The sequence below is a fragment of the Cellulomonas sp. JZ18 genome, assembly GCF_009720485.1.
Taxonomy (GTDB): domain Bacteria; phylum Actinomycetota; class Actinomycetes; order Actinomycetales; family Cellulomonadaceae; genus Cellulomonas.
Map to the genome: position 1 here is coordinate 1278129 of NZ_CP045245.1, position 18477 is coordinate 1296605.

Sequence of the window (18477 nt, forward strand, 5' to 3'; positions counted from 1 at the left end):
CGCGGCTCGGCGTGTCGCCCCGCCGCGCCGGGGTCCGCGGGCCCGCCGGGGTCGCCCTAGGGTCGTGTGCATGTCGACCCCCCGTCCCGCCCTGCTCGTGGTCGCGTGCGGGCTCGTCCTGCTCGAGGCGCTGGCGCTCGTCGCCGCGGCCGTCGCCGGTGTCGTCGTCCTCGTGCGCGGTGCGGACGCGCCGGCCGTGGCGGCGTTCCTCGTCGCGCTCGCGCTCGGCGCGGCGCTGCTCCTCGGTGCGGCCGCCCGTGCCCTCTGGGGCGGGCGGCGGTGGGGTCGGGGGCCGGTCCTCACGGCACAGGTGCTCCTCGTCGTGGTCTCGACCACGCTCTGGGGCGCGGGTGCGCGTGCGGCGGCCGGGGCGGGTGTCGCGCTCGGGCTCCTCGTCGCGGTCGCGGTCCTCGCGCCCGCCGTGGTGGCCGTGACCGGGCGCACCGGGGGCGACGAGGGGACCGACACCCGGCGCTGAGGGCCGGCCCTTCGGGACGCGCCGCACGGGAGCCCGTCGTGGGCGGGCCGTGCGCGACGCGGCCCACGGGCACCGGCGCCCCGAGGTACCGACCCCGCGTCACGCCCCTCCGTCCGCCGGGTGCGCGTGCACCTGCACCCGCGTCAGCTCGCGCCCACGTCGCAGGACGCCGCGCCCCGGTACGCGCCGGGCGGGGTCGGCGTGCAGCAGGCCCGACGGTCCGAGCAGGGCGGCCGCGTCGACGTCGTGCGGGTCGAGCACGAGCACCTGCCGCCCCCGCAGCGCCCGCGCCACGGGCCCTCGGAACGCGCCGGCGGCGTGCGCGGTCGTCGTCGCGAGGGCCGCGACGTGGACGGCGTCGTCGGACAGGAGTGCCTCGAGCGCGTCCGCGACGGCCGGGCGCGTCCGCTCGAGCTCGTCGACGTCGTCCACCACGACGACGGCACGGGGCCGCCCGTCGGCGGGGCCGGTCGCGCCGCTGTCCGCGAGCCCGGCGGCGTCGACGGTCGTCCACACGCCGTCCGCCTCGGGACCGGGGGCGGGTGCGTCGCCGGCGACGCGCAGGACGCGGTGGCCGCGGCCGGCCCAGCCGCGGGCGACGGTGCGCAGCGCCTGCGTGCGACCGCTGCCGGGCGGTCCCGCCACGACGAGCGTGCGCCGCTCGTCCACGTGCACGACGTCCCCCGCGTCGCCGCCGACGCCGAGCGCGAGCGGACCCGCGGGTGCGGGGTCCTCCGGGGGCGCCACCGAGGCGGGCAGCGTCACGACGCGGACGGGGCCGCCCGCGACGGCGCGCCCGGCGCCGACGGCCGGACCGCACCCGGCCTCGTCGGTCGGGCCGGTCTCGTCGGTCGGGCGCGGCGGCAGCGCCACCTGGCACACGCGCGCCCCCGCGACGTCGCACACCACGGCCCGGCCGGGCAGGCGCCGGTCGGCGCCGAGGCCGGCAGGGACGCCCGCGGACGCGTCGGCGGACGGGTCGGCCGACGGCAGGACGAGGCGTGTCGGGAAGGCACCGAGCAGGCGGGTCACCTGCGGGACCACCGCGGCGGAGACGGCGACGGCGAGACCGGGCACGGGCTCGCGCCAGGCTGCCGTGAGCAGGTCGACGACCGCACCGCGGGCGTGGTGTGCCAGCTGCTCGAGCACGACGTCGAGCCGGTCCACCACGAGCAGGGCCGGCCGCGGCGGGTCGGCGGGCGTGAGCAGGCGACGCAGCAGCAGCCCGGTGCGGTGCGCGTCCGGCGCGGGCACGACGGTCCCGAGCCGCCCGGCGGCCACGACGGCCCGCAGGTCGGCCGTCGGGACGCCGAGCGCGTGCACGTCCCTGCCGGCGTGCCCGGCCTCCGCCGCGACGGTGAGCAGGGTCGTGGTCCTGCCCGAGCGCGGGCCGCCGAGGACGAGCAGCGGACCGGTGCCCGGGTCCCACCGCACGGCCGCCCGGCGCTGCTCCTCGGGCACGTCCGCGAGCGCCAGCGCGAGGCCCGGTCCGGCCGGCACGTCGCGCACCGCCACACGGTCCGGCAGCGCGGCGCACCACGGGACGTCGGGGCCACGGCGACCCGCCGCGGCCGCGCGCGCGGCCTCGACCCACGCACGCACGTCGTCCTCGACCTCGCCCGGTCCCGACGGGCGCCACCGTGGGGCGTCGCCGGGCACCGGTGGCAGCAGGCGCACGGGTGCGACGTCGCGGGCCCGGCGCGCCCGTGCGACCTGCAGGCACTGGGCCGGCCGGGCCCCCACCCGCACGACCGCCCGGCCGGGCACGCCGGGGTCGAGGTGGGCGGGGTCGACCGCGTCGACCACGTCGCGGGCGTCGGCCTCGTCCGCGACCCGCAGCGCGACCCGCTGCGTGACGTTCGCCCGCAGGTCGGCGGTCACGACGCCCGCCGGACGCTGGGTGGCGAGGACGAGGTGCATCCCGAGCGCCCGTCCCTGAGCGGCGAGCCGGGTCAGCACGTCGACCGCGTCCGGCACGTCCTCCGCGAGCGCACGCAGCTCGTCCACCACGACCAGGAGGCGCGGCGGCACGGCGGGGTCGTCGGGGTCGAGCACGCGCAGGTCCGCGACGCCCGCCGCGGCGAGGACCCGCTCGCGGCGGCGCAGCTCCGCGCGCAGCCCGACGAGGGTCCGGTGGGCCGCGTCGGCGTCCAGGTCGTCGACGTGGTCCACGACGTGCGGCAGCCGGGCCAGCGGCCCGAGCCCGGTGCCACCCTTGAAGTCGGCGAGCAGCACGGCGAGCCGGTGCGGCGGGTGCTGCAGCGCGAGTGCGAGGACGAGCGTGGTGAGCAGCTCAGACTTCCCCGCGCCCGTGGTGCCGGCGACGAGCACGTGCGGCCCGTCGGCGTCGAGGTCGAGCCCGACCACCGCACCGTGCGCGCCGCGCCCGAGCGGGACGTGCAGCCTGGCGTCGGCGCTCGACCGGGCCCAGCGCGCGGCCACCGCGGCGGGGTCCGGGGCGGGCACGCCCGGCAGCGTGCCGAGCGGCACCGAGGTGGGCAGCCGCCGCCCGGCGGAGGACGGCGGGGACGCAGGTGCGCCCGGGGCGGGAGGCGCGCCTGCCACCGGCCCCGCGACCGGCCCTGCATCCGGCCCTGCGTCCGGCCCCGTGGACGGTCGGTGCCGCAGGGCCGCGAGGCGCCGGGCCGCGTCCTCCGCGACCGCCGCACCGGCCAGCTCCGCGGGCTCGCGCCGCCGTCGCCCGTCGGGCTCCTCCCGGACCGCGTCGTGTGCGGCGACCCGCACGACGGTGGTGGCCCACGCGGGCACCGGCGCGCCCGGTGGCACCAGGAGCAGGAGGCGGTGGTGGGGTGCGGCGCTCGCGCGCCAGCCCGTGCACGCGTCGTCGGGGCCGTCGGCGACCACGAGGACGGTCGGCGGCTCCGCGTCGGGCGCGTCGGTCCCGCTGCGGGCGGGTGCGTCCGTGACCGCGGCGGGCTGCGGGAGGTCGCGGCGCGGGTCGAGCCAGCGGGCCCAGGACCAGTCCCGGGGGTGGTCCGTCCGTACGTGCAGCCCGGCTGCGGGTGCGGCGGCGAGCGTGCGCAGCACGAGTGCGCGGGCGGCGGCCAGCGTCACGCTGCGGTCGCCGACGAGGGCGAGGGTGCCGTCCGCCGGCCACGGCGGTGCGCTCGCGTCCGGTCCCGTGGGGCCCCGCCCCCAGCAGCGGAGCACGCAGGCGACGCGGACGGCCGCGACGTCGGGCAGCGCCGGGCGGGGCGCGGGTGCGGGTCCGGCGGGCTCCGGGTCCGCGGAGCCCCGCGACGCCAGCAGGGTCACCGCGGCGACCGCGGCGCCGACGAGCAGCAGCGGCTGGCGCAGCGCGACCGCGAGGACGGCACCGGTGAGGCCGGAGGCGAGTGCCGACCAGGCCCAGGGCGCCAGGCGCCGGCGCGGGCGGTGGTGCCGGCCGTGGACGAGCGCCCCCTCGGGGTCCCGCAGCGCGAGCACGGTCCCCCCGACGCGCAGCGCGCGTCGCGGCCGCCACGTCCGCCACAGGCGCCCGACGTGCGTGCACCCCGCCCGTCCGACGGCGCCCCGCCCGTCCGCCGGGCCCACCTGCGTCCCGCGAGCACGGCCGGGCAGCCCGCGCCCGAGCGCCGTGGCCGCGCCGGGCGCACGGACGAGCAGCGCGCCGCCGCCGTGCACGCGCACGCGTACGCGCGTGGTGCGCCGGGAGCGTCGCACCTCGAGCCGGACACCGGCGAGCGCGTCGTCCGCCAGGCACCACGTGCCCTGCGGCGGGGCCGTGGCGGCGGTCAGCACGACGCGGCTGCCCGGGGGCAGGGCGTGCACGTGGCCGGCGTCGGGGCCGGCCACGACCGCGACGTGCCGGTCGGCCCGCGCCGCGGCCGCCACCGGGTCGTCGCGCGTCGGGGCGAGCGAGGCGCACGCGCCGACCAGGAGCGGGGGCACCCCGGCGGGGTGGGTGTCGTCGAGCACAGTGCCGTCGACCGCCAGCCGCACCGCGCTCGCGGCCCAGCGCGGGTCGCCGGTGAGCAGGGCCAGGTGCCGGCGGACGGCGCCCGCGGACGTGCCGGGCTCCACGTGGACGTCGGCGGCGGGGCGGGGGGCGCCTGGGCGAGGATGCGCACGCGCCACGGTCGCCCGTGCGGACCGGGCCCGGGACCGTCCGTGCCGCGTCCTGGGGACGACGGGGAGGAGGTGCGGGGCTGGGGTCGGGTGGAGACGACCGGACGCCCACCGCCGAGGAGTGCCGGCCGGGACGCCCCGGGGGCGCCCTCGTCCTCGACGAGGGCGCCCCCGGGGCGCGGGACCGCCGGCGCGGCCGGCGCTGCCGTCAGTCGACGGCGAGCGCGGCGACCGCGGGCGTCCGGGCCGCGGACCGGCCGGGCAGCACGGACGCGACCAGACCCGCCAGCAGCGCGACCGCGAGGACGATGCCCAGGTCCGACCACGGCACCGCCAGGTGCAGGTCACCGGTCGTGCCGAACACCGTCGCCGCGCCCGCCCAGCCGTAGAAGAGCCCGAGCCCGACGCCGAGCGCCGCACCGACGCCGGCGATGAGCATGCCCTCGACCGCGAGCATCCACCGCAGGCCGCGTCGGGACAGCCCGATCGCCCGGAGCGTGGCCGACTCGCGCCGGCGCTCGATCACCGACAGCGACAGCGTGTTGGCCACGCCGACCAGCGCGATCACGACGGCGACCGCCAGCAGCCCGACCACGACGGCCAGCAGCGTGTCGATGGCCCTCTCGTACCCCTCGCGCTCGGTCCCGCCGCTGACGACGTACACGTCGGCGTCACCCACGGCCTCCTGCACGCCGGCGAGGACGTCCCCCGCGCCCGCCCCGGGCGCCATCGAGGCGAGCAGGACGGTCCGGTCGGCCTGCACGCCGAGCGCCCGCGCCGCCTCCGACGTGAGGTACACCTCGCCGTTGCGGCCTGCACGCACCTCGAGGTCGACCGGCGGCCCCAGCTCGGACTCGCCGGACGCGTCGGTGAGGGTCATCGACGCCCTCCCGTCGGCCTCGACCCAGTCGGGGACGACGGACACCCCGTCGAGCAGGGCCGCGGCGACCCCCTCCTCCGCGAGCACGGTCCGTGCGGCGTCGTCGTCCACGACGAACGCCGCCAGGAGCGAGTCGTCGGCGGAGACGTACGCCGTCGGGACGCGGACCACGGCGTCGATGCCGGGCGTGTCCGCGACCCGTCGCTCGACCTCCGCCGGCACCGAGCCCTCGTCGTCCGTCGGGGCGAGCAGCACGTCCACCGGGTAGCGCTCGTCGAGCTCCTGGGCGAGGGAGACCCGCGCGGACGCGGCCCCCGTGCTCATCATCGCGACCAGCGTCACCCCGATCAGCAGGGCCGTGCTCGTCGCCGCGGTGCGCCGCGGGTTGCGGATCGTGTTGGCCGCGGCGAGCCGCGTGCTGGGGCCGCCGCGGCGCAGGACGGCGCCCACGCCGGAGACGACGCGGGGGAGCCAGAGCACGGCGCCGAGCAGGATGCCGACGAACGACGCCGCCCCGCCCAGCACGCCGACGAGCAGGGGCAGCATCTGGCCCACGCCCACGCCCGCGGCGGCCATCGCCACCGCGCCGAGCAGCAGCGCCACCCCGCCGACCGTGAGCAGCAGCGAGAGCACGAGCCGCACGCGCCCGGCGCCCGCCCGCAGCGTCGGCGCGTCCACCGGCCGCAGCGCGGCGATCGGCGGGACACGCGTGGCGATGCGCGCCGGGACGAGCGCGGCCAGCACCGTCACGGCGGTGCCGAGCAGCAGCGGCAGCAGCACGACCGCGGGCGTCAGCGTGACCGTGGTCGGCAGGGGCACGCCCAGGTCGATGCGGGACAGCACCGACAGCGCGGCCTGCGCCAGCCCCACCCCGAGCAGCAGCCCCGCCAGGGAGGCGCCGACGCCGAGGACGGCGGCCTCGAGCAGGACCGACGCGCGCAGCTGGCCGCGACGGGCGCCGACGCAGCGCAGCAGCGCGAGCGTGCGGGTGCGCTGGGCGACGATGACCTGGAACGTGTTCGCGATGACGAGGGCCGCGACGAGCAGGGCGACCGCGGCGAAGCCCAGCGCCACCATGACGAGCACGTTGCCGCCGTTGCCGATCTCCTCGACCGACTCCGCGGCGGCCTCGTCGCGGGTGAGCACCGAGGCGCTCGGGAGCTGCGCCTGCAGGGCCGCGCGCACGGCGTCGGCACGGTCCGGGTCGGTCGCCACGAGCAGGCGCAGCGGGCCCGCGTCCTCGACGGAGCGGTACCCGCTCCAGCGCAGCGCCGAGCCCGGGCTCACCAGCGCGGCGCCGCCGTACTGGCTCCACGCGCCCGCGGGGTCCTCGACGAGGCCGACGAGCCGCACGTCGGACGACTGCTCCGCGGGCTCGTCCTCGCTCGCGTCGTCGGGGACGGGCCACCACGTGACCCGCAGCTCGTCACCGATCCCCGCGCCCAGCCGCTCGGCGGTCGCCGCGCTCAGGGCGATCTCGTCGTCACCGGCGGGCGACGCCCCCTCGACCACCTCGAGGGTGCCGAGACGGGGGTCGGAGGGGGTGGCGACGAGGCGCTCGCTCGTCTCGCGCGCCCCGTGGGAGAGGCGCGTGAAGCCGATGAGGACCGGGTCCGCACCGCGGACGCCGGCGGTGCCGCGCACCTGCGCGAGGTCCTCGTCGGAGAACCCGTCGTCCCCCGCGACGACGAGGTCCGCGTCGCCGTACGAGGCCGTCACGGCGTCGTAGCCGGTGCGCGTGATGACGTCGCCGGCGACGAGCGTCGCGGCGACGAACGCCGCGCCGAGCGCGATCGCGACGCCCGCCGCGACGAGGCGGCCCAGGCTGCGGCGCATCTGGGCCAGGGTGAGCCGCAGCATCAGGCGTCCCTCCCGACCGGCGCCTCGAGGCTGCGCAGACCGTCGAGCGCGGCGAGCACCGACTCGGGCGACGGGTCGCCGACGTCGCCGGCGATGCGTCCGTCGGCGAGCAGCACGACGCGGTCCGCGTACGCGGCGGCCGTCGGGTCGTGCGTCACCATGACGACGGTCCGCCCGAGCTCGCGCACCGAGCGGCGCAGGAAGCTGAGCACCTCGGCGCCGGCGCGCGAGTCGAGGTTGCCGGTGGGCTCGTCGGCGAAGACGACCTCCGGCTGGGCGATGAGGGCGCGCGCGATCGCGACGCGCTGCTGCTGGCCGCCGGACATCTCGCTGGGCCGGTGCGACAGGCGCGAGCGCAGGCCCAGCGTCTCGACGAGCGTGTCGAACCAGCCGCGGTCCACGGACGCGCCCGCCAGGTCGAGCGGCAGGACGATGTTCTGCTCCGCCGTGAGCATCGGCAGCAGGTTGAAGGACTGGAAGACGAAGCCGACGCGGTCGCGGCGCAGGCGCGTCAGCTCGTCGTCGCCGAGCCGCGTGATGTCGGTCGCGCCGAGGTGCACGCTGCCCGACGTCGCCTGGTCGAGACCGGCGAGCAGGTGCATGAGCGTGGACTTGCCCGACCCGGACGGACCCATGATCGCGGTGAACGCGCCGGCGGCGAAGTCGACGTCGACGCCGTCCAGCGCGCGGACGGCCGCCGCCCCTGACCCGTAGACCTTGGTCAGGTCACGGGCGCAGGACGCGGCGGGGCGGTGCGGCGACGCGGCCGCGGGCGGCTGGTCGGCGGGACGGTGCACGGTGGTTCCCACGGGGTGGTGCTCCTGTTCTGCTGGGGACGGCACCAGCCTGCTCGGCCGGGGGCGTGCCCCGCGTCCGGCCGGCGGTGGGTCGCCCCCGGCGGTACGTCATACCCAGGCCGCACGCGCCGGCCCGTCGGCGGGCGGACGGCGGCGAGGAGCCGTGCTCCCCGGGGCGTCCCGCCCGCGGTCAGGCGCCGGGCCGGACCAGACCGGTCTCGTAGGCCACCACGACCGCCTGCACGCGGTCGCGTGCGCCGAGCTTGGCGAGGATGCGGCCGACGTGGGTCTTGACGGTCGCCTCGGCGACGAACAGGTCCTGCCCGATCTCGGTGTTGGACCGCCCGCGGGCCATGAGCACGAGGACCTCGCGCTCGCGGTCGGTGAGCTGGGCGACCGCCCGGTGCGCCGGGTCGTCCGCGGCCGCCGGCTCGTCGGTGGGCAGGGCCGTGACGAGGTGCTCGAGCAGGCGGCGCGTGCTCGAGGGGGCGATCACGGCGTCCCCGCGGTGCACCGTGCGGATGGCCGCGAGCATCTCCTCCGGCGGCGCGTCCTTGAGCAGGAACCCGCTCGCACCGGCCCGGATCGCGCTGAGGACGTACTCGTCCAGGTCGAACGTGGTCAGGACGATGACGCGCGGCGCGGGGTGCTCGGGCGTGCCCCGCGCGACGATCGCCTCGGTCGCCTCCAGGCCGTCCATCGTCGGCATGCGCACGTCCATGAGCACGACGTCGACCGGGCCGGTCGCCGTGCGCGCGGCCGGGTCGAGCGCACGCACCGCCTGCGCCCCGTCGCCCGCCTCGAGGACGACCTCGAGGTCCGGCTGGGAGTCGATGACCATCCGGAACCCGGCGCGGACCAGCTGCTGGTCGTCGACGAGGGCGACGCGCACGCGGCCGTCGGGGAGGCCGGGGGCGGGGTCCGGGAGCGTCACGCGCGGGTTCCTTCCGAGGAGCTGGGGGAGGCGGTGGGGGACGTCGGTGCCGCGGGGGCCGGGGCCGGCGGCGCGGACCCGGCCGCGGCGCCGGGCCGGGCCGACGACGGCGTGGGGAGCTCCGCGCGCACACGGTACCCACCGCCCGGTCGTGGGCCGACCGTCACCGTCCCGCCGAACATGGCGGCCCGCTCGCGCATGCCGACCAGGCCCTGGCCGAGCCCGTCGCTGTCGGCGGCGGCGCCCCGTCCGTCGTCGCTGACCTCGAGCCGGACCGCGGCGGGCAGCCACTGCAGCATGACGGTGACGGACGGGTCGGGGCCCGCGTGCTTGAGCACGTTGGTGAGGGACTCCTGGGCGATCCGGTACACCGTGAGCCCGGCGCCGGGCGGCAGGTGCCGGGGCGTGCCCAGGCGCACGAGCGAGACCCTCATCCCGCTCGTGCGCATGTGCGCGACGAGCGTCTCCAGGTCGTCGACCGCCGGCTGCGGGGTCGTCGCGGGACCGCCCGCCGCGCCGGCCGTCCCCGTGGGCGCGAGGGCGGCACCGGCCGGGGCACCGTCGGGTGCGGGGGCGCCGCCGAGCGGTCGGCTGGCGTCCGTGCGCAGCACGCCGAGCAGCCGCCGCATGTCGGTGAGGGCCGCGCGGCCCGTCTCGGCGATGGTGCCCAGGGCGCGTGTGGCGGCGTCGGGGTCGGCGACGGCGGCGTACCGGCCGCCGTCGGCCTGGGCGATCATGACGGTGAGGCTGTGCGCCACGATGTCGTGCATCTCGCGCGCGATGCGCGCGCGCTCGGCCGCGGCGGCGATGACCGCCTGCTGGTCGCGCTCGACCTCGAGCCGCCGGGCGCGGTCGACGAGCGCCTCGAGGTGCTCGCGCCGGCTGCGCCGCACGAGGCCGAACGCGAACGTGGCGGCGAACATCGAGCCGACGAACAGCGACAGGATGATCGTCGCGGGCCAGTAGAACGCGCCCTGCACGCTGAGCAGGACGCTGAGCAGCATCGTGCCGGCCGCGGCACCGGCGAAGGCGACGCGGTAGGCCCAGCGCGGCCCGTGCACGGTGACGGAGTACAGCGCGAGCAGCACGACGAGGTCGGCCGGGAAGAGCATCGGCATCCCGAGCACCATGTGCCCGAGGGTGGCCGTGTAGACCGCCGCGACGCTGGCCACGGGACGCACGCGCCGCCACGCCAGCGGGGCGATCGTCGCGAAGGCAGCCAGGCGGGTGCCGGGGTCCGTCACGGGACCGGCGGCGGACAGGTCGGTCGCGACCGTGCCGAGGACGAGCCACAGCAGCGCGGCCCCGCCGGCGTCGACGGCGAAGCGGTGGGAGTCCTCCCACCGCAGCAGGCGGTCCCACCACGTCACGTGGTGAGCGTAGGCGGGGACCGGCGGCGCACGCGTGCACCCGCGGACGGACCGGAGCGTGCGGGGCCTCCCCCCGCGGACGCACGCGGGCGCCCGGCGTGTCCCGGACACGCCGACACGTCCGGGGACAGGTGGGACCTGGGTCTGGCGGACGTGGGGAGTCCGTGACCTAACATGGCCGGATGACCCAGGTGCTGCTGGCGGAGGACGACCCCGCGATTGCCGAGCCTTTGGCGCGGGCTTTGGGTCGTGAAGGGTACGACGTGCGCGTGCAAGGCACTGGTCAAGGGGCGATCGACGGCGCCGCGACCGCCGACCTCGTCGTCCTCGACCTCGGCCTGCCCGACATGGACGGCCTCGACGTGGCGCGCGCGATCCGCAGCCAGGGCCTCACGACGCCGGTGCTCGTGCTCACGGCCCGCGCCGACGAGGTCGACCTCGTCGTCGGCCTCGACGCCGGTGCCGACGACTACGTGACCAAGCCGTTCCGCCTCGCCGAGCTGCTCGCGCGTGTCCGGGCGCTGCTGCGCCGCACGGTCGGGGACCCGCAGGACGAGGACGAGCTGCACGCGCAGGACGTGCGCGTGGACGTCGCCGCGCACCGCGCCTTCCAGGGCGAGCGCGAGCTGCACCTGACGGCCAAGGAGTTCGACCTGCTGCGCGTGCTCGTCGGTGCCGCGGGCACCGTCGTGTCCCGCGACGCCCTCATGCGCGAGGTCTGGGGCTCGGACCCCACGGGCTCGACCAAGACGCTCGACATGCACGTCTCCTGGCTGCGCCGCAAGCTCGGCGACGACGCGAACGCGCCGCGCTACGTCACCACCGTCCGGGGCATGGGCTTCCGGTTCGAGGCGGGTGCCGCGACGGCGGCCGCGGGCGTGCCGGCCGCGGAGCGCGTCGACCAGGTCTGACCGTGCGCCGTCGCGTCCTGCAGGCGACGATCGCCGCCGTCACGGTGGCCGTCGTCCTGCTCGGCTTCCCGCTGGCGTTCCTCGGGGCCCAGCTCGTGCGCGAGAACGAGGTGCGCGGGCTCGAGGTGCGTGCGGAGTCCGTGGCCCGCACGGTCGACTTCCGCCTCGAGCAGGAGATCGGGCTGAGCGACCGCATGCTCGAGCCCTACACGGGCGGTGACGGGGAGATCGCCGCGTCCGTGGAGGTCCGGACGGCCGACGGCGAGACGTACCGGGCGGGCCCCGCGGTCGAGGACCGCACGATCGCCGTGCGCCTCACCTCGGACACCCTGGCCACGGTGGTGCTCCAGGTGTCCTGGTGGGACGTCTTCTGGTTGTCCGCACGGGTCATCGGGCTCGTCGTCGTCGCCGCGGTCGTGGCCTTCGGCGCCGGGATCGCGATGGCCATCTGGCAGGCCAACCGCCTCGCGGCGCCGCTGGTGTACCTCGCGGCGTCGGCGGAGCAGCTCGGCTCGGGCCAGGTGCGCCCGCAGCTCGAGCCGTCCGGCGTGGAGGAGATCGACCTCGTCGCCGCGGAGCTCGCGCGCAGCGCGGACCGCATGGCGGGGCGGCTCGCGGCCGAGCGGCAGTTCGCCGCGGACGCCTCGCACCAGCTGCGCACACCGCTGACCGCGCTGTCCATGCGGCTCGAGGAGATCATGCTCACCGCGGGCGAGCCGGAGGTCCGCGAGGAGGCCCGGATCTCGCTCGAGCAGGTCGAGCGGCTCGTGCGCGTCGTCGACGACCTGCTCACGCGGTCGCGACGCACGCAGGGCGGCACGACCGAGGCGGTCCGCCTCGTCGAGGTCGTCCGCCAGCAGGAGGAGGAGTGGGCGCCGACGTTCGCGGCGGCCGGCCGCCGGCTCGTCGTGGAGGTCGACCCGGCGACGCAGGTGCTCGCGACCCCGGGCGCGCTCGCGCAGGTCCTGGCGACCCTCATCGAGAACTCCCTCAAGCACGGCGCGGGCACCACGACCGTCCGCTCGCGCTCCGGGGGGGCCGCGCGCAGCGTCGTCGTCGAGGTGGGCGACGAGGGCGCGGGCGTGCCCGACGACCTCGCGCCGCGGATCTTCGAGCGTGAGGTGACCTCGGGCGCCGGCACAGGCCTCGGGCTGGCCCTGGCACGGGACCTCGCGAGCGCGGACGGGGGCCGGCTCGAGCTCGCGCAGCGCCGCCCGGCGGTGTTCGCGGTGTTCCTGTCCGGCGTGCCGGCGTCGTTGCGGCCCGAGGTGGTGCTCCCGCGCGGCGCCATGGTGTCGGTGCGCCGCGACCGGCGGCGCTGACCGCGCGGACCGCCGGGCCCCCTAGGGTGGGGGCTTCCACGACGACGGCAGGAGGGTGGCGTGCGGGCGATCGACCCGGTGCTGCAGCACTACGCCTGGGGCTCGACCACGGCGATCCCGGAGGCGCTCGGGTCCGTCCCCGACGGCACACCGGTCGCGGAGGCGTGGTTCGGGGCGCACTCGTCCGCCCCGTCGCCGGTGCACGTCGACGGCGGCCCGACGACCCTCGACCGGTTCCTCGTTCGCGACCCCCGTCGCACCCTCGGCGACGACGTGGTCGCCCGGTTCGGCGGTCGGCTGCCGTACCTGCTCAAGCTCGTCGCCGCGGCGGCGCCGCTGTCGCTGCAGGTGCACCCGACGCGCGAGCAGGCCTCCGCGGGCTTCGACGCCGAGGAGGCGCGCGGCCTGGCCGTCGACGACCCGCGGCGCAGCTACAAGGACCGCAACCACAAGCCCGAGCTCGTGTACGCGCTGAGCCACTTCGAGGCGCTCGTCGGGTTCCGTGCGCCGCGACGGACCGCGGAGATCCTCGCCGGCGTCGACCACCCCGTCGCGGAGCGGCTGCTGGAGCTCGTCACCGCCGACGCCACGTCCGAGGGCGTGCGTGCCGCGTTCACCGAGCTGGTCGGCCCCGAGACTCGCCCCGCGCCGGAGGAGGTGGACGCCCTCGCCCAGGTGTTCGCCCGCCGGCTGCGGGACGGGTCGCCCTCGCCGCGCACGGACCGGGCGGTCGCGACGCTGGCTGCGGCGTACCCGGGGGACCCCGGCGCCGTGACCGCCGTCCTCCTCAACCCCGTCACGCTGCGCCCCGGCGAGGCGTGCTTCGTCCCCGCCGGCGCCGTGCACGCGTACCTGCAGGGGTCGGCGATCGAGGTGATGGCGAACTCGGACAACGTGCTGCGCGCCGGTCTGACCTCCAAGCACGTCGACATCCCGGAGCTCCTGCGCACGGTCGACTGCGTCGCCGCGCCCCCCATCCGCATCGCCGCGGAGCGCTCGTTCGACGCGACCGAGGTCTTCTACGCGCCCGTCGACGACTTCGAGCTGTCCGTCACGCGGCTCACCGACGGCCGCCCCGCGCGCCTGCCCGGCGTCGGCCCGCGCATCGTGCTGTGCCTCGAGGGCACCTGCTCGCTCAGCGCGGACGGCGGCGAGCACCTGGAGGTCCGCAGCGGCCAGGCCGTCTTCGTCGAGGCGGCCGACGGGCCGCTCGTCGTCCAGGGGTTCGGCCAGCTGGTCCAGGCCTCCGTCCCCTGACGGCTAGGCTCGTCGCCCGTGACCCCTCCCACCGTGGCCGTCGTGGGCGGCGGACAGCTCGCCCGCATGATGGCCGGACCCGCGACCGCCCTGGGGCTGCGCCTGCGCGTCCTCGTCGAGGCTCCCGGGTCGTCCGCGGCCCAGGCCGTGGCCGACGCGCCCGTCGGGGCCGCCGGCGACGTCGACGCCGTGACCGCGCTCGTCGCGGGAGCCCAGGTGCTCACGTTCGAGCACGAGCACGTGCCCGGCGCCGTCCTGGACGCCGTCGCCGCGCGCGGCGTGCCGGTCCGGCCCGGACCGCACGCGCTGCTGCACGCGCAGGACAAGGTGGTCATGCGGGAGCGGCTCACCGCGCTCGGCGTGGCGTGCCCCCGGTGGGCCCCCGTGGCCACGGCCGACGAGCTCGCCGCGTTCCTGGCCGCCGGTGGTGGCCGTGCCGTCGTCAAGACGGCGCGCGGCGGCTACGACGGCAAGGGGGTGCGCGTGGTGCACGACCCCGCCGAGGTGGCCGACTGGCTGGCCGCGGCCGCCGACGGGACCGGTCCCCGCCTGCTGGCCGAGGAGCTGGTGCCCTTCCGCCGGGAGCTCGCCGCGCTCGTCGCGCGCACGCCCTCCGGCGCGGTGGCGACGTGGCCCGTGGTGGAGTCCGTGCAGCGCGACGGCGTGTGCGCGGAGGTCGTCGCGCCGGCGCCGGACCTGCACCCGGCGACCGCCGCCGCGGCCGCCGACGTCGCGCGCCGCGTGGCGGAGGGGCTGGACGTCACGGGCGTCCTCGCGGTCGAGATGTTCGAGGTCGACGACCCGGACGGCGGTGCCCCGCGGGTCCTCGTGAACGAGCTCGCGATGCGGCCCCACAACTCGGGCCACTGGACGATCGACGGTGCGGTGACCAGCCAGTTCGAGCAGCACCTGCGGGCCGTGCTGGACCTGCCGCTGGGCGCCACCGACGCGCGCGCCCCCTGGACGGTCATGGTGAACCTGCTCGGCAGCGCCCTCGACGACCCCACGGACGCGCTCGCGGCGGTGCTGGCCGCCGACCCGGCCGCGAAGGTGCACCTCTACGGCAAGGAGGTGCGGCCGGGGCGCAAGCTCGGCCACGTGAACGTCAGCGGCCACGACCTCGAGGACGTCCGCGCACGTGCGCGGGCCGCCGTCGCGCTCCTGCGCGGCGAGGCGTCCGCACCCGGCGACGGAGGAACGGCATGAGCGGCGCACCCCTGGTCGGCATCGTCATGGGCTCGGACTCGGACTGGCCCGTGATGCAGGGGGCCGCGGACGCCCTCGCGGAGTTCGGCGTCCCCGTCGAGGTGGACGTCGTCTCGGCCCACCGCCAGCCCGACAAGATGGTGGCCTACGGTCGCCAGGCCGCCGAGCGCGGCCTGCGCGTGCTCGTCGCGGGTGCGGGCGGCGCCGCGCACCTGCCGGGCATGCTCGCGGCCGTCACGCCCCTGCCGGTGGTGGGGGTGCCCGTCCCGCTGGCGCACCTGGACGGCATGGACTCGCTGCTGTCCATCGTCCAGATGCCCGCCGGCGTGCCCGTGGCCACGGTCTCCGTGGGCGGCGCGCGCAACGCGGGGCTGCTCGCGGTGCGCGTCCTGGCGTCGGGCGTCGACGAGGAGGCCGTGCGCCTGCGTGCCGCGATGGTGGACTTCCAGGAGGGTCTGCGCGCGCAGGCCGACGCGAAGGGGGAGCGACTGCGCGCCCTCGCGCACCGCCCGCCCACCGGCTTCACCGCCTGACGGACGCGCCCGCCGGGGGGCCGCGGGCCGTCGGCACCGCGCACCCGGCGGGCTGGCGTCCGGGCGCGGCGCTGGCGCTGCGGACGCGCCGCGCCGTGCCTACGGTCGTGCGGTGACGTCCGCGCCCCCCGCGTCCGGCGCGCCGACCCCGCGCCCCGTCGACGCACGCCCCGCCGACCCGCGCGCCGCCGACACGCGCCCCGCCGATCCGCGCCCCGCGGGGCGGGCCGCCTCCCGCCTCGTCGCCCTCGACGCGCTGCGCCTGGTCGCCGCGCTGGCGGTCGTGGTCTACCACTTCACCGCGCGCGAGTCCTCGGTGTGGGGACCGGACCAGGACCGGGTGCTCGGTGCGGTGGCACCCTGGACCTCGTACGGGTCCCTCGGGCCCGAGCTCTTCTTCGTGATCTCCGGCTTCGTCATCCTCATGTCGGCCTGGGGACGCACCACGGTGGCGGTCGTCGCCTCGCGCATCGGGCGGCTGTACCCGTCGTACTGGGTCGCGGTCCTGCTCACGGGGCTGCTGCTGCTCGTCGTGTGGCCCGAGGGCAAGCACGTCACACCCGGCCAGGTCGCCGTGAACCTGACGATGCTGCAGTCCGCGCTCGGCGTGCCGCACGTCGACGGCGTGTACTGGACGCTCTGGACCGAGCTGCGGTTCTACGTCCTGGTCGGGGTCCTCGTCCTCGTCGGCGTCACCCGGCGGCGCGTGCTCGCCGTGGCCTTCCTGTGGCCGCCGGTCGCGCTCGGCGTGGCGCACCTCGGCCTCGACGACCTGGCGTCCCTGCTCGTCGCGGACTACGCGCCCCTGTTCGCCGCAGGCATGGCGCTGTTCGTCGTGCACCGCGAGGGTCACGCGCCGCTGCCGTGGGCGGCGGTGGCCGCGAACACCGCGCTGGCGGTCGTCCTCGTGACGCCGTCGCGCGCGGCCGTCCTGGAGCGCGTCACGGGGATCGTGCCGTCCACGGCGGGTCTGGCGGCCGGGGTCGTCCTGTGCGTCGTCCTCGTGGCGGCCGTGGCGCTGACGCCGCTGGCGCGCCTGGACCGGCCGGCGGTGGTCGCCGCCGCCGCGCTGACCTACCCGCTGTACCTCGTGCACCAGTACTGGGGCCTGTGGACCATCGGTCTCGTGGCCGACCACGTGCCGGCGTGGGTGGCGGTCGCGGCCGCCGTCGCGGTCTCGGTCGCGCTCGCGTGGGCGGTCCACCGCCTCGTCGAGGCGCCGTACGCCCCGGCCCTGCGCCGCCGCGCCGAGCGCACGCTCACCGACCTGCGGGACCGGCTGCTCGGCCGCGTGAACCACGGCCCGCGCGCCCTGCACGAGGCGCGCCGCCTGGGGATCGCCCCGGGTCAGCTGCCGGGGACGCCGCCCACCTGACCGGGAGGCAGCGTCCCGTCGCGCACGGCCGTGAAGAAGTCGGGAGCGGCGGCCTCGTCGAGCAGGACCGCGGACCCGATGCCGCCCGGCCGGTAGTCGATGGTCGCGATCGGCGGCGTGCCGGTCACGCCGCCCGGACCGTTCGCGGCGCGGAACGCGAGGGCGAGCCGGGCGACGTCCACCACGCCCGTGCTCTCGTCGAACGTCAGCGCACCCGTGCCGGCGTCGACGAGCGCGACCTGCGCACCGGGCCGCAGCGCGAGCGCCTTCGGGTCGACCTTGCCGACGACGGCGCCGATGAGCTGCCGCTGACGCAGCGCCCGCCCGACGTCACCCATCGGGTCGGCCTTGCGCATGCGCGCGAACGCGAGCGCCTGCGTGCCGTCGACGTCGTGGCAGCCCGGCTGCCAGACCATCCCGGAGTCCTTGTCGTCCACCGCGTGGTCGTAGCAGAGGTTGACCCCGCCGACCGCGTCGACGACGTTCGCGACGCCGCCCATGCCGATCTCGGCGTAGTGGTCGACCGTCATGCCGGTGAGGCCCTCGACCGTCTGCACGAGCAGGGGAGGACCGCCCCAGGCGAAGGCGGAGTTGAGCTTCGCGCCGCCGTGCCCCGGCACCTCGACGTAGGTGTCGCGGGGGAGCGAGATCAGCGCGGTCGGCCCGTCCGCCGGGACGTGCAGCAGCAGGATCGTGTCCGTGCGCTGCCCCTCGGTGCCGTCCTGCGCGATCCCGCCCTCGTCGCCGCGCGCGTCGCTGCCGGCGAGGAGGTAGGTCGTGCCGGGCGTGTCGGGCGCGCCCGAGAGCGCCGGCGTGTGGCGCAGCTTGCCGTTCGCCCAGACGAGGAGACCGACGGGCCACACGACGAGCGCCACCAGCACGAGCGCCAGGACGAGCGCGGCGGCACGGCGGCCCCGGCGCGGCCGTCGCGTCGGCGCTGTGCCCGGGCCGGTGCCCGCGGGCGGGGTGCCGGGCCGCGCGGAAGCGGCGGCGGGACGGGCGGCCGGGCGCGCGGGGCGGCGGCGGGACGCGCGGGAGCGGGGCGGACCGGCGCCGGCCGCCCGGCGGTCCCGCGTGCGGGGGCGCCCTCGGTGCGCCGGGGGACGGCGGGTGCAGCGGCGGCGCCGGGCGTGCCGCGGCCCGCTGCCGCGGGGTCGTCGGCGCGCGGCCCGCCGGTGCGTCCGCCGACCGGGATCGCGTCGGCTGCCGCGGGGCGCGGGCGTGCGGCGGGGGCGAACGACGCCGGCCCGGTGCCGCTCGTCGCCGGCCGGCGCGGGGGAGCGCCCGCGGTGCCGCCGTCGCGCACGGGCGGCGCCGCCGGGCGCGGCTCGCGGGCGCCGGCCGCCCCCGCGGGAGGGGTGGCCGGGGCGCGGCGCGCGGGCGGGACCGGCCGGGACGGCGCACCGGGTGCACCCACGACGCGGGCGTCGTCGGCGTCCGGCCGGGCACGGCCCCCGGCCGGGCG

Annotated in this window: 13 protein-coding genes; 7 read left to right on the forward strand and 6 right to left on the reverse strand. The window is 78.3% G+C overall.

Going from position 1 to position 18477, the window contains the following annotated elements:
* The first annotated feature begins 70 nt into the window (after positions 1 to 70).
* Entirely contained in the window at positions 71 to 478 is a 408-nt protein-coding gene (locus tag GC089_RS05905; protein ID WP_155376849.1) for a hypothetical protein, read from the forward strand.
* A gap of 99 nt (positions 479 to 577) precedes the next feature.
* Here the strand turns inward: GC089_RS05905 and GC089_RS05910 are convergent, their stop codons facing one another.
* The 5 genes from GC089_RS05910 to GC089_RS05930 form a co-directional block, all read right to left on the reverse strand.
* Complete coding sequence (locus GC089_RS05910; protein WP_155376850.1) at positions 578 to 4522, reverse strand: FtsK/SpoIIIE domain-containing protein; 3945 nt, start codon at positions 4520 to 4522, stop codon at positions 578 to 580.
* Positions 4523 to 4775: 253 nt separating this feature from the next.
* A complete protein-coding gene (locus GC089_RS05915) occupies positions 4776 to 7307 on the reverse strand; it encodes an ABC transporter permease (RefSeq protein WP_155376851.1) in 2532 nt (843 codons plus the stop codon).
* Positions 7307 to 8116: an ABC transporter ATP-binding protein gene (locus tag GC089_RS05920; RefSeq protein ID WP_155376852.1), complete on the reverse strand. Its 810-nt coding sequence runs from the start codon at positions 8114 to 8116 to the stop codon at positions 7307 to 7309. The genes GC089_RS05915 and GC089_RS05920 overlap by 1 nt, the downstream gene beginning before the upstream one ends.
* 178 nt (positions 8117 to 8294) lie before the next feature.
* On the reverse strand, positions 8295 to 9038 hold the full coding sequence (locus GC089_RS05925) for a response regulator transcription factor (RefSeq protein WP_230685098.1): 744 nt from the start codon (positions 9036 to 9038) through the stop codon (positions 8295 to 8297).
* Positions 9035 to 10408: a sensor histidine kinase gene (locus GC089_RS05930; RefSeq protein ID WP_155376853.1), complete on the reverse strand. Its 1374-nt coding sequence runs from the start codon at positions 10406 to 10408 to the stop codon at positions 9035 to 9037. Before GC089_RS05930 ends, GC089_RS05925 begins: the two co-directional genes overlap by 4 nt.
* A gap of 182 nt (positions 10409 to 10590) precedes the next feature.
* Between GC089_RS05930 and GC089_RS05935 the strand changes: the two genes are divergently transcribed.
* The 6 genes from GC089_RS05935 (at position 10591) to GC089_RS05960 (ending at position 17012) form a co-directional block, all read left to right on the forward strand.
* Entirely contained in the window at positions 10591 to 11319 is a 729-nt protein-coding gene (locus GC089_RS05935; RefSeq protein WP_155376854.1) for a response regulator transcription factor, read from the forward strand.
* A gap of 2 nt (positions 11320 to 11321) precedes the next feature.
* Positions 11322 to 12641 carry an ATP-binding protein gene (locus GC089_RS05940; protein WP_155376855.1) on the forward strand — a complete coding sequence of 440 codons (1320 nt, stop codon included), beginning with the start codon at positions 11322 to 11324 and terminating at the stop codon, positions 12639 to 12641.
* 60 nt (positions 12642 to 12701) lie between these two features.
* Complete coding sequence (gene manA, locus GC089_RS05945) at positions 12702 to 13898, forward strand: mannose-6-phosphate isomerase, class I (RefSeq protein WP_155376856.1); 1197 nt, start codon at positions 12702 to 12704, stop codon at positions 13896 to 13898.
* Positions 13899 to 13916: 18 nt separating this feature from the next.
* Positions 13917 to 15104: a 5-(carboxyamino)imidazole ribonucleotide synthase gene (locus GC089_RS05950; RefSeq protein WP_155376857.1), complete on the forward strand. Its 1188-nt coding sequence runs from the start codon at positions 13917 to 13919 to the stop codon at positions 15102 to 15104.
* Complete coding sequence (purE, locus tag GC089_RS05955) at positions 15101 to 15637, forward strand: 5-(carboxyamino)imidazole ribonucleotide mutase (RefSeq protein ID WP_155376858.1); 537 nt, start codon at positions 15101 to 15103, stop codon at positions 15635 to 15637. Before GC089_RS05950 ends, purE begins: the two co-directional genes overlap by 4 nt.
* 112 nt (positions 15638 to 15749) lie before the next feature.
* Positions 15750 to 17012, forward strand: a complete 1263-nt coding sequence (locus tag GC089_RS05960) for an acyltransferase (protein WP_196250838.1) — start codon at positions 15750 to 15752, stop codon at positions 17010 to 17012.
* Here GC089_RS05960 and GC089_RS05965 read toward each other — a convergent pair.
* A complete protein-coding gene (locus GC089_RS05965; RefSeq protein WP_230685099.1) occupies positions 16985 to 17893 on the reverse strand; it encodes an LCP family protein in 909 nt (302 codons plus the stop codon). The genes GC089_RS05960 and GC089_RS05965 overlap by 28 nt on opposite strands.
* Positions 17894 to 18477 lie beyond the last annotated feature (584 nt).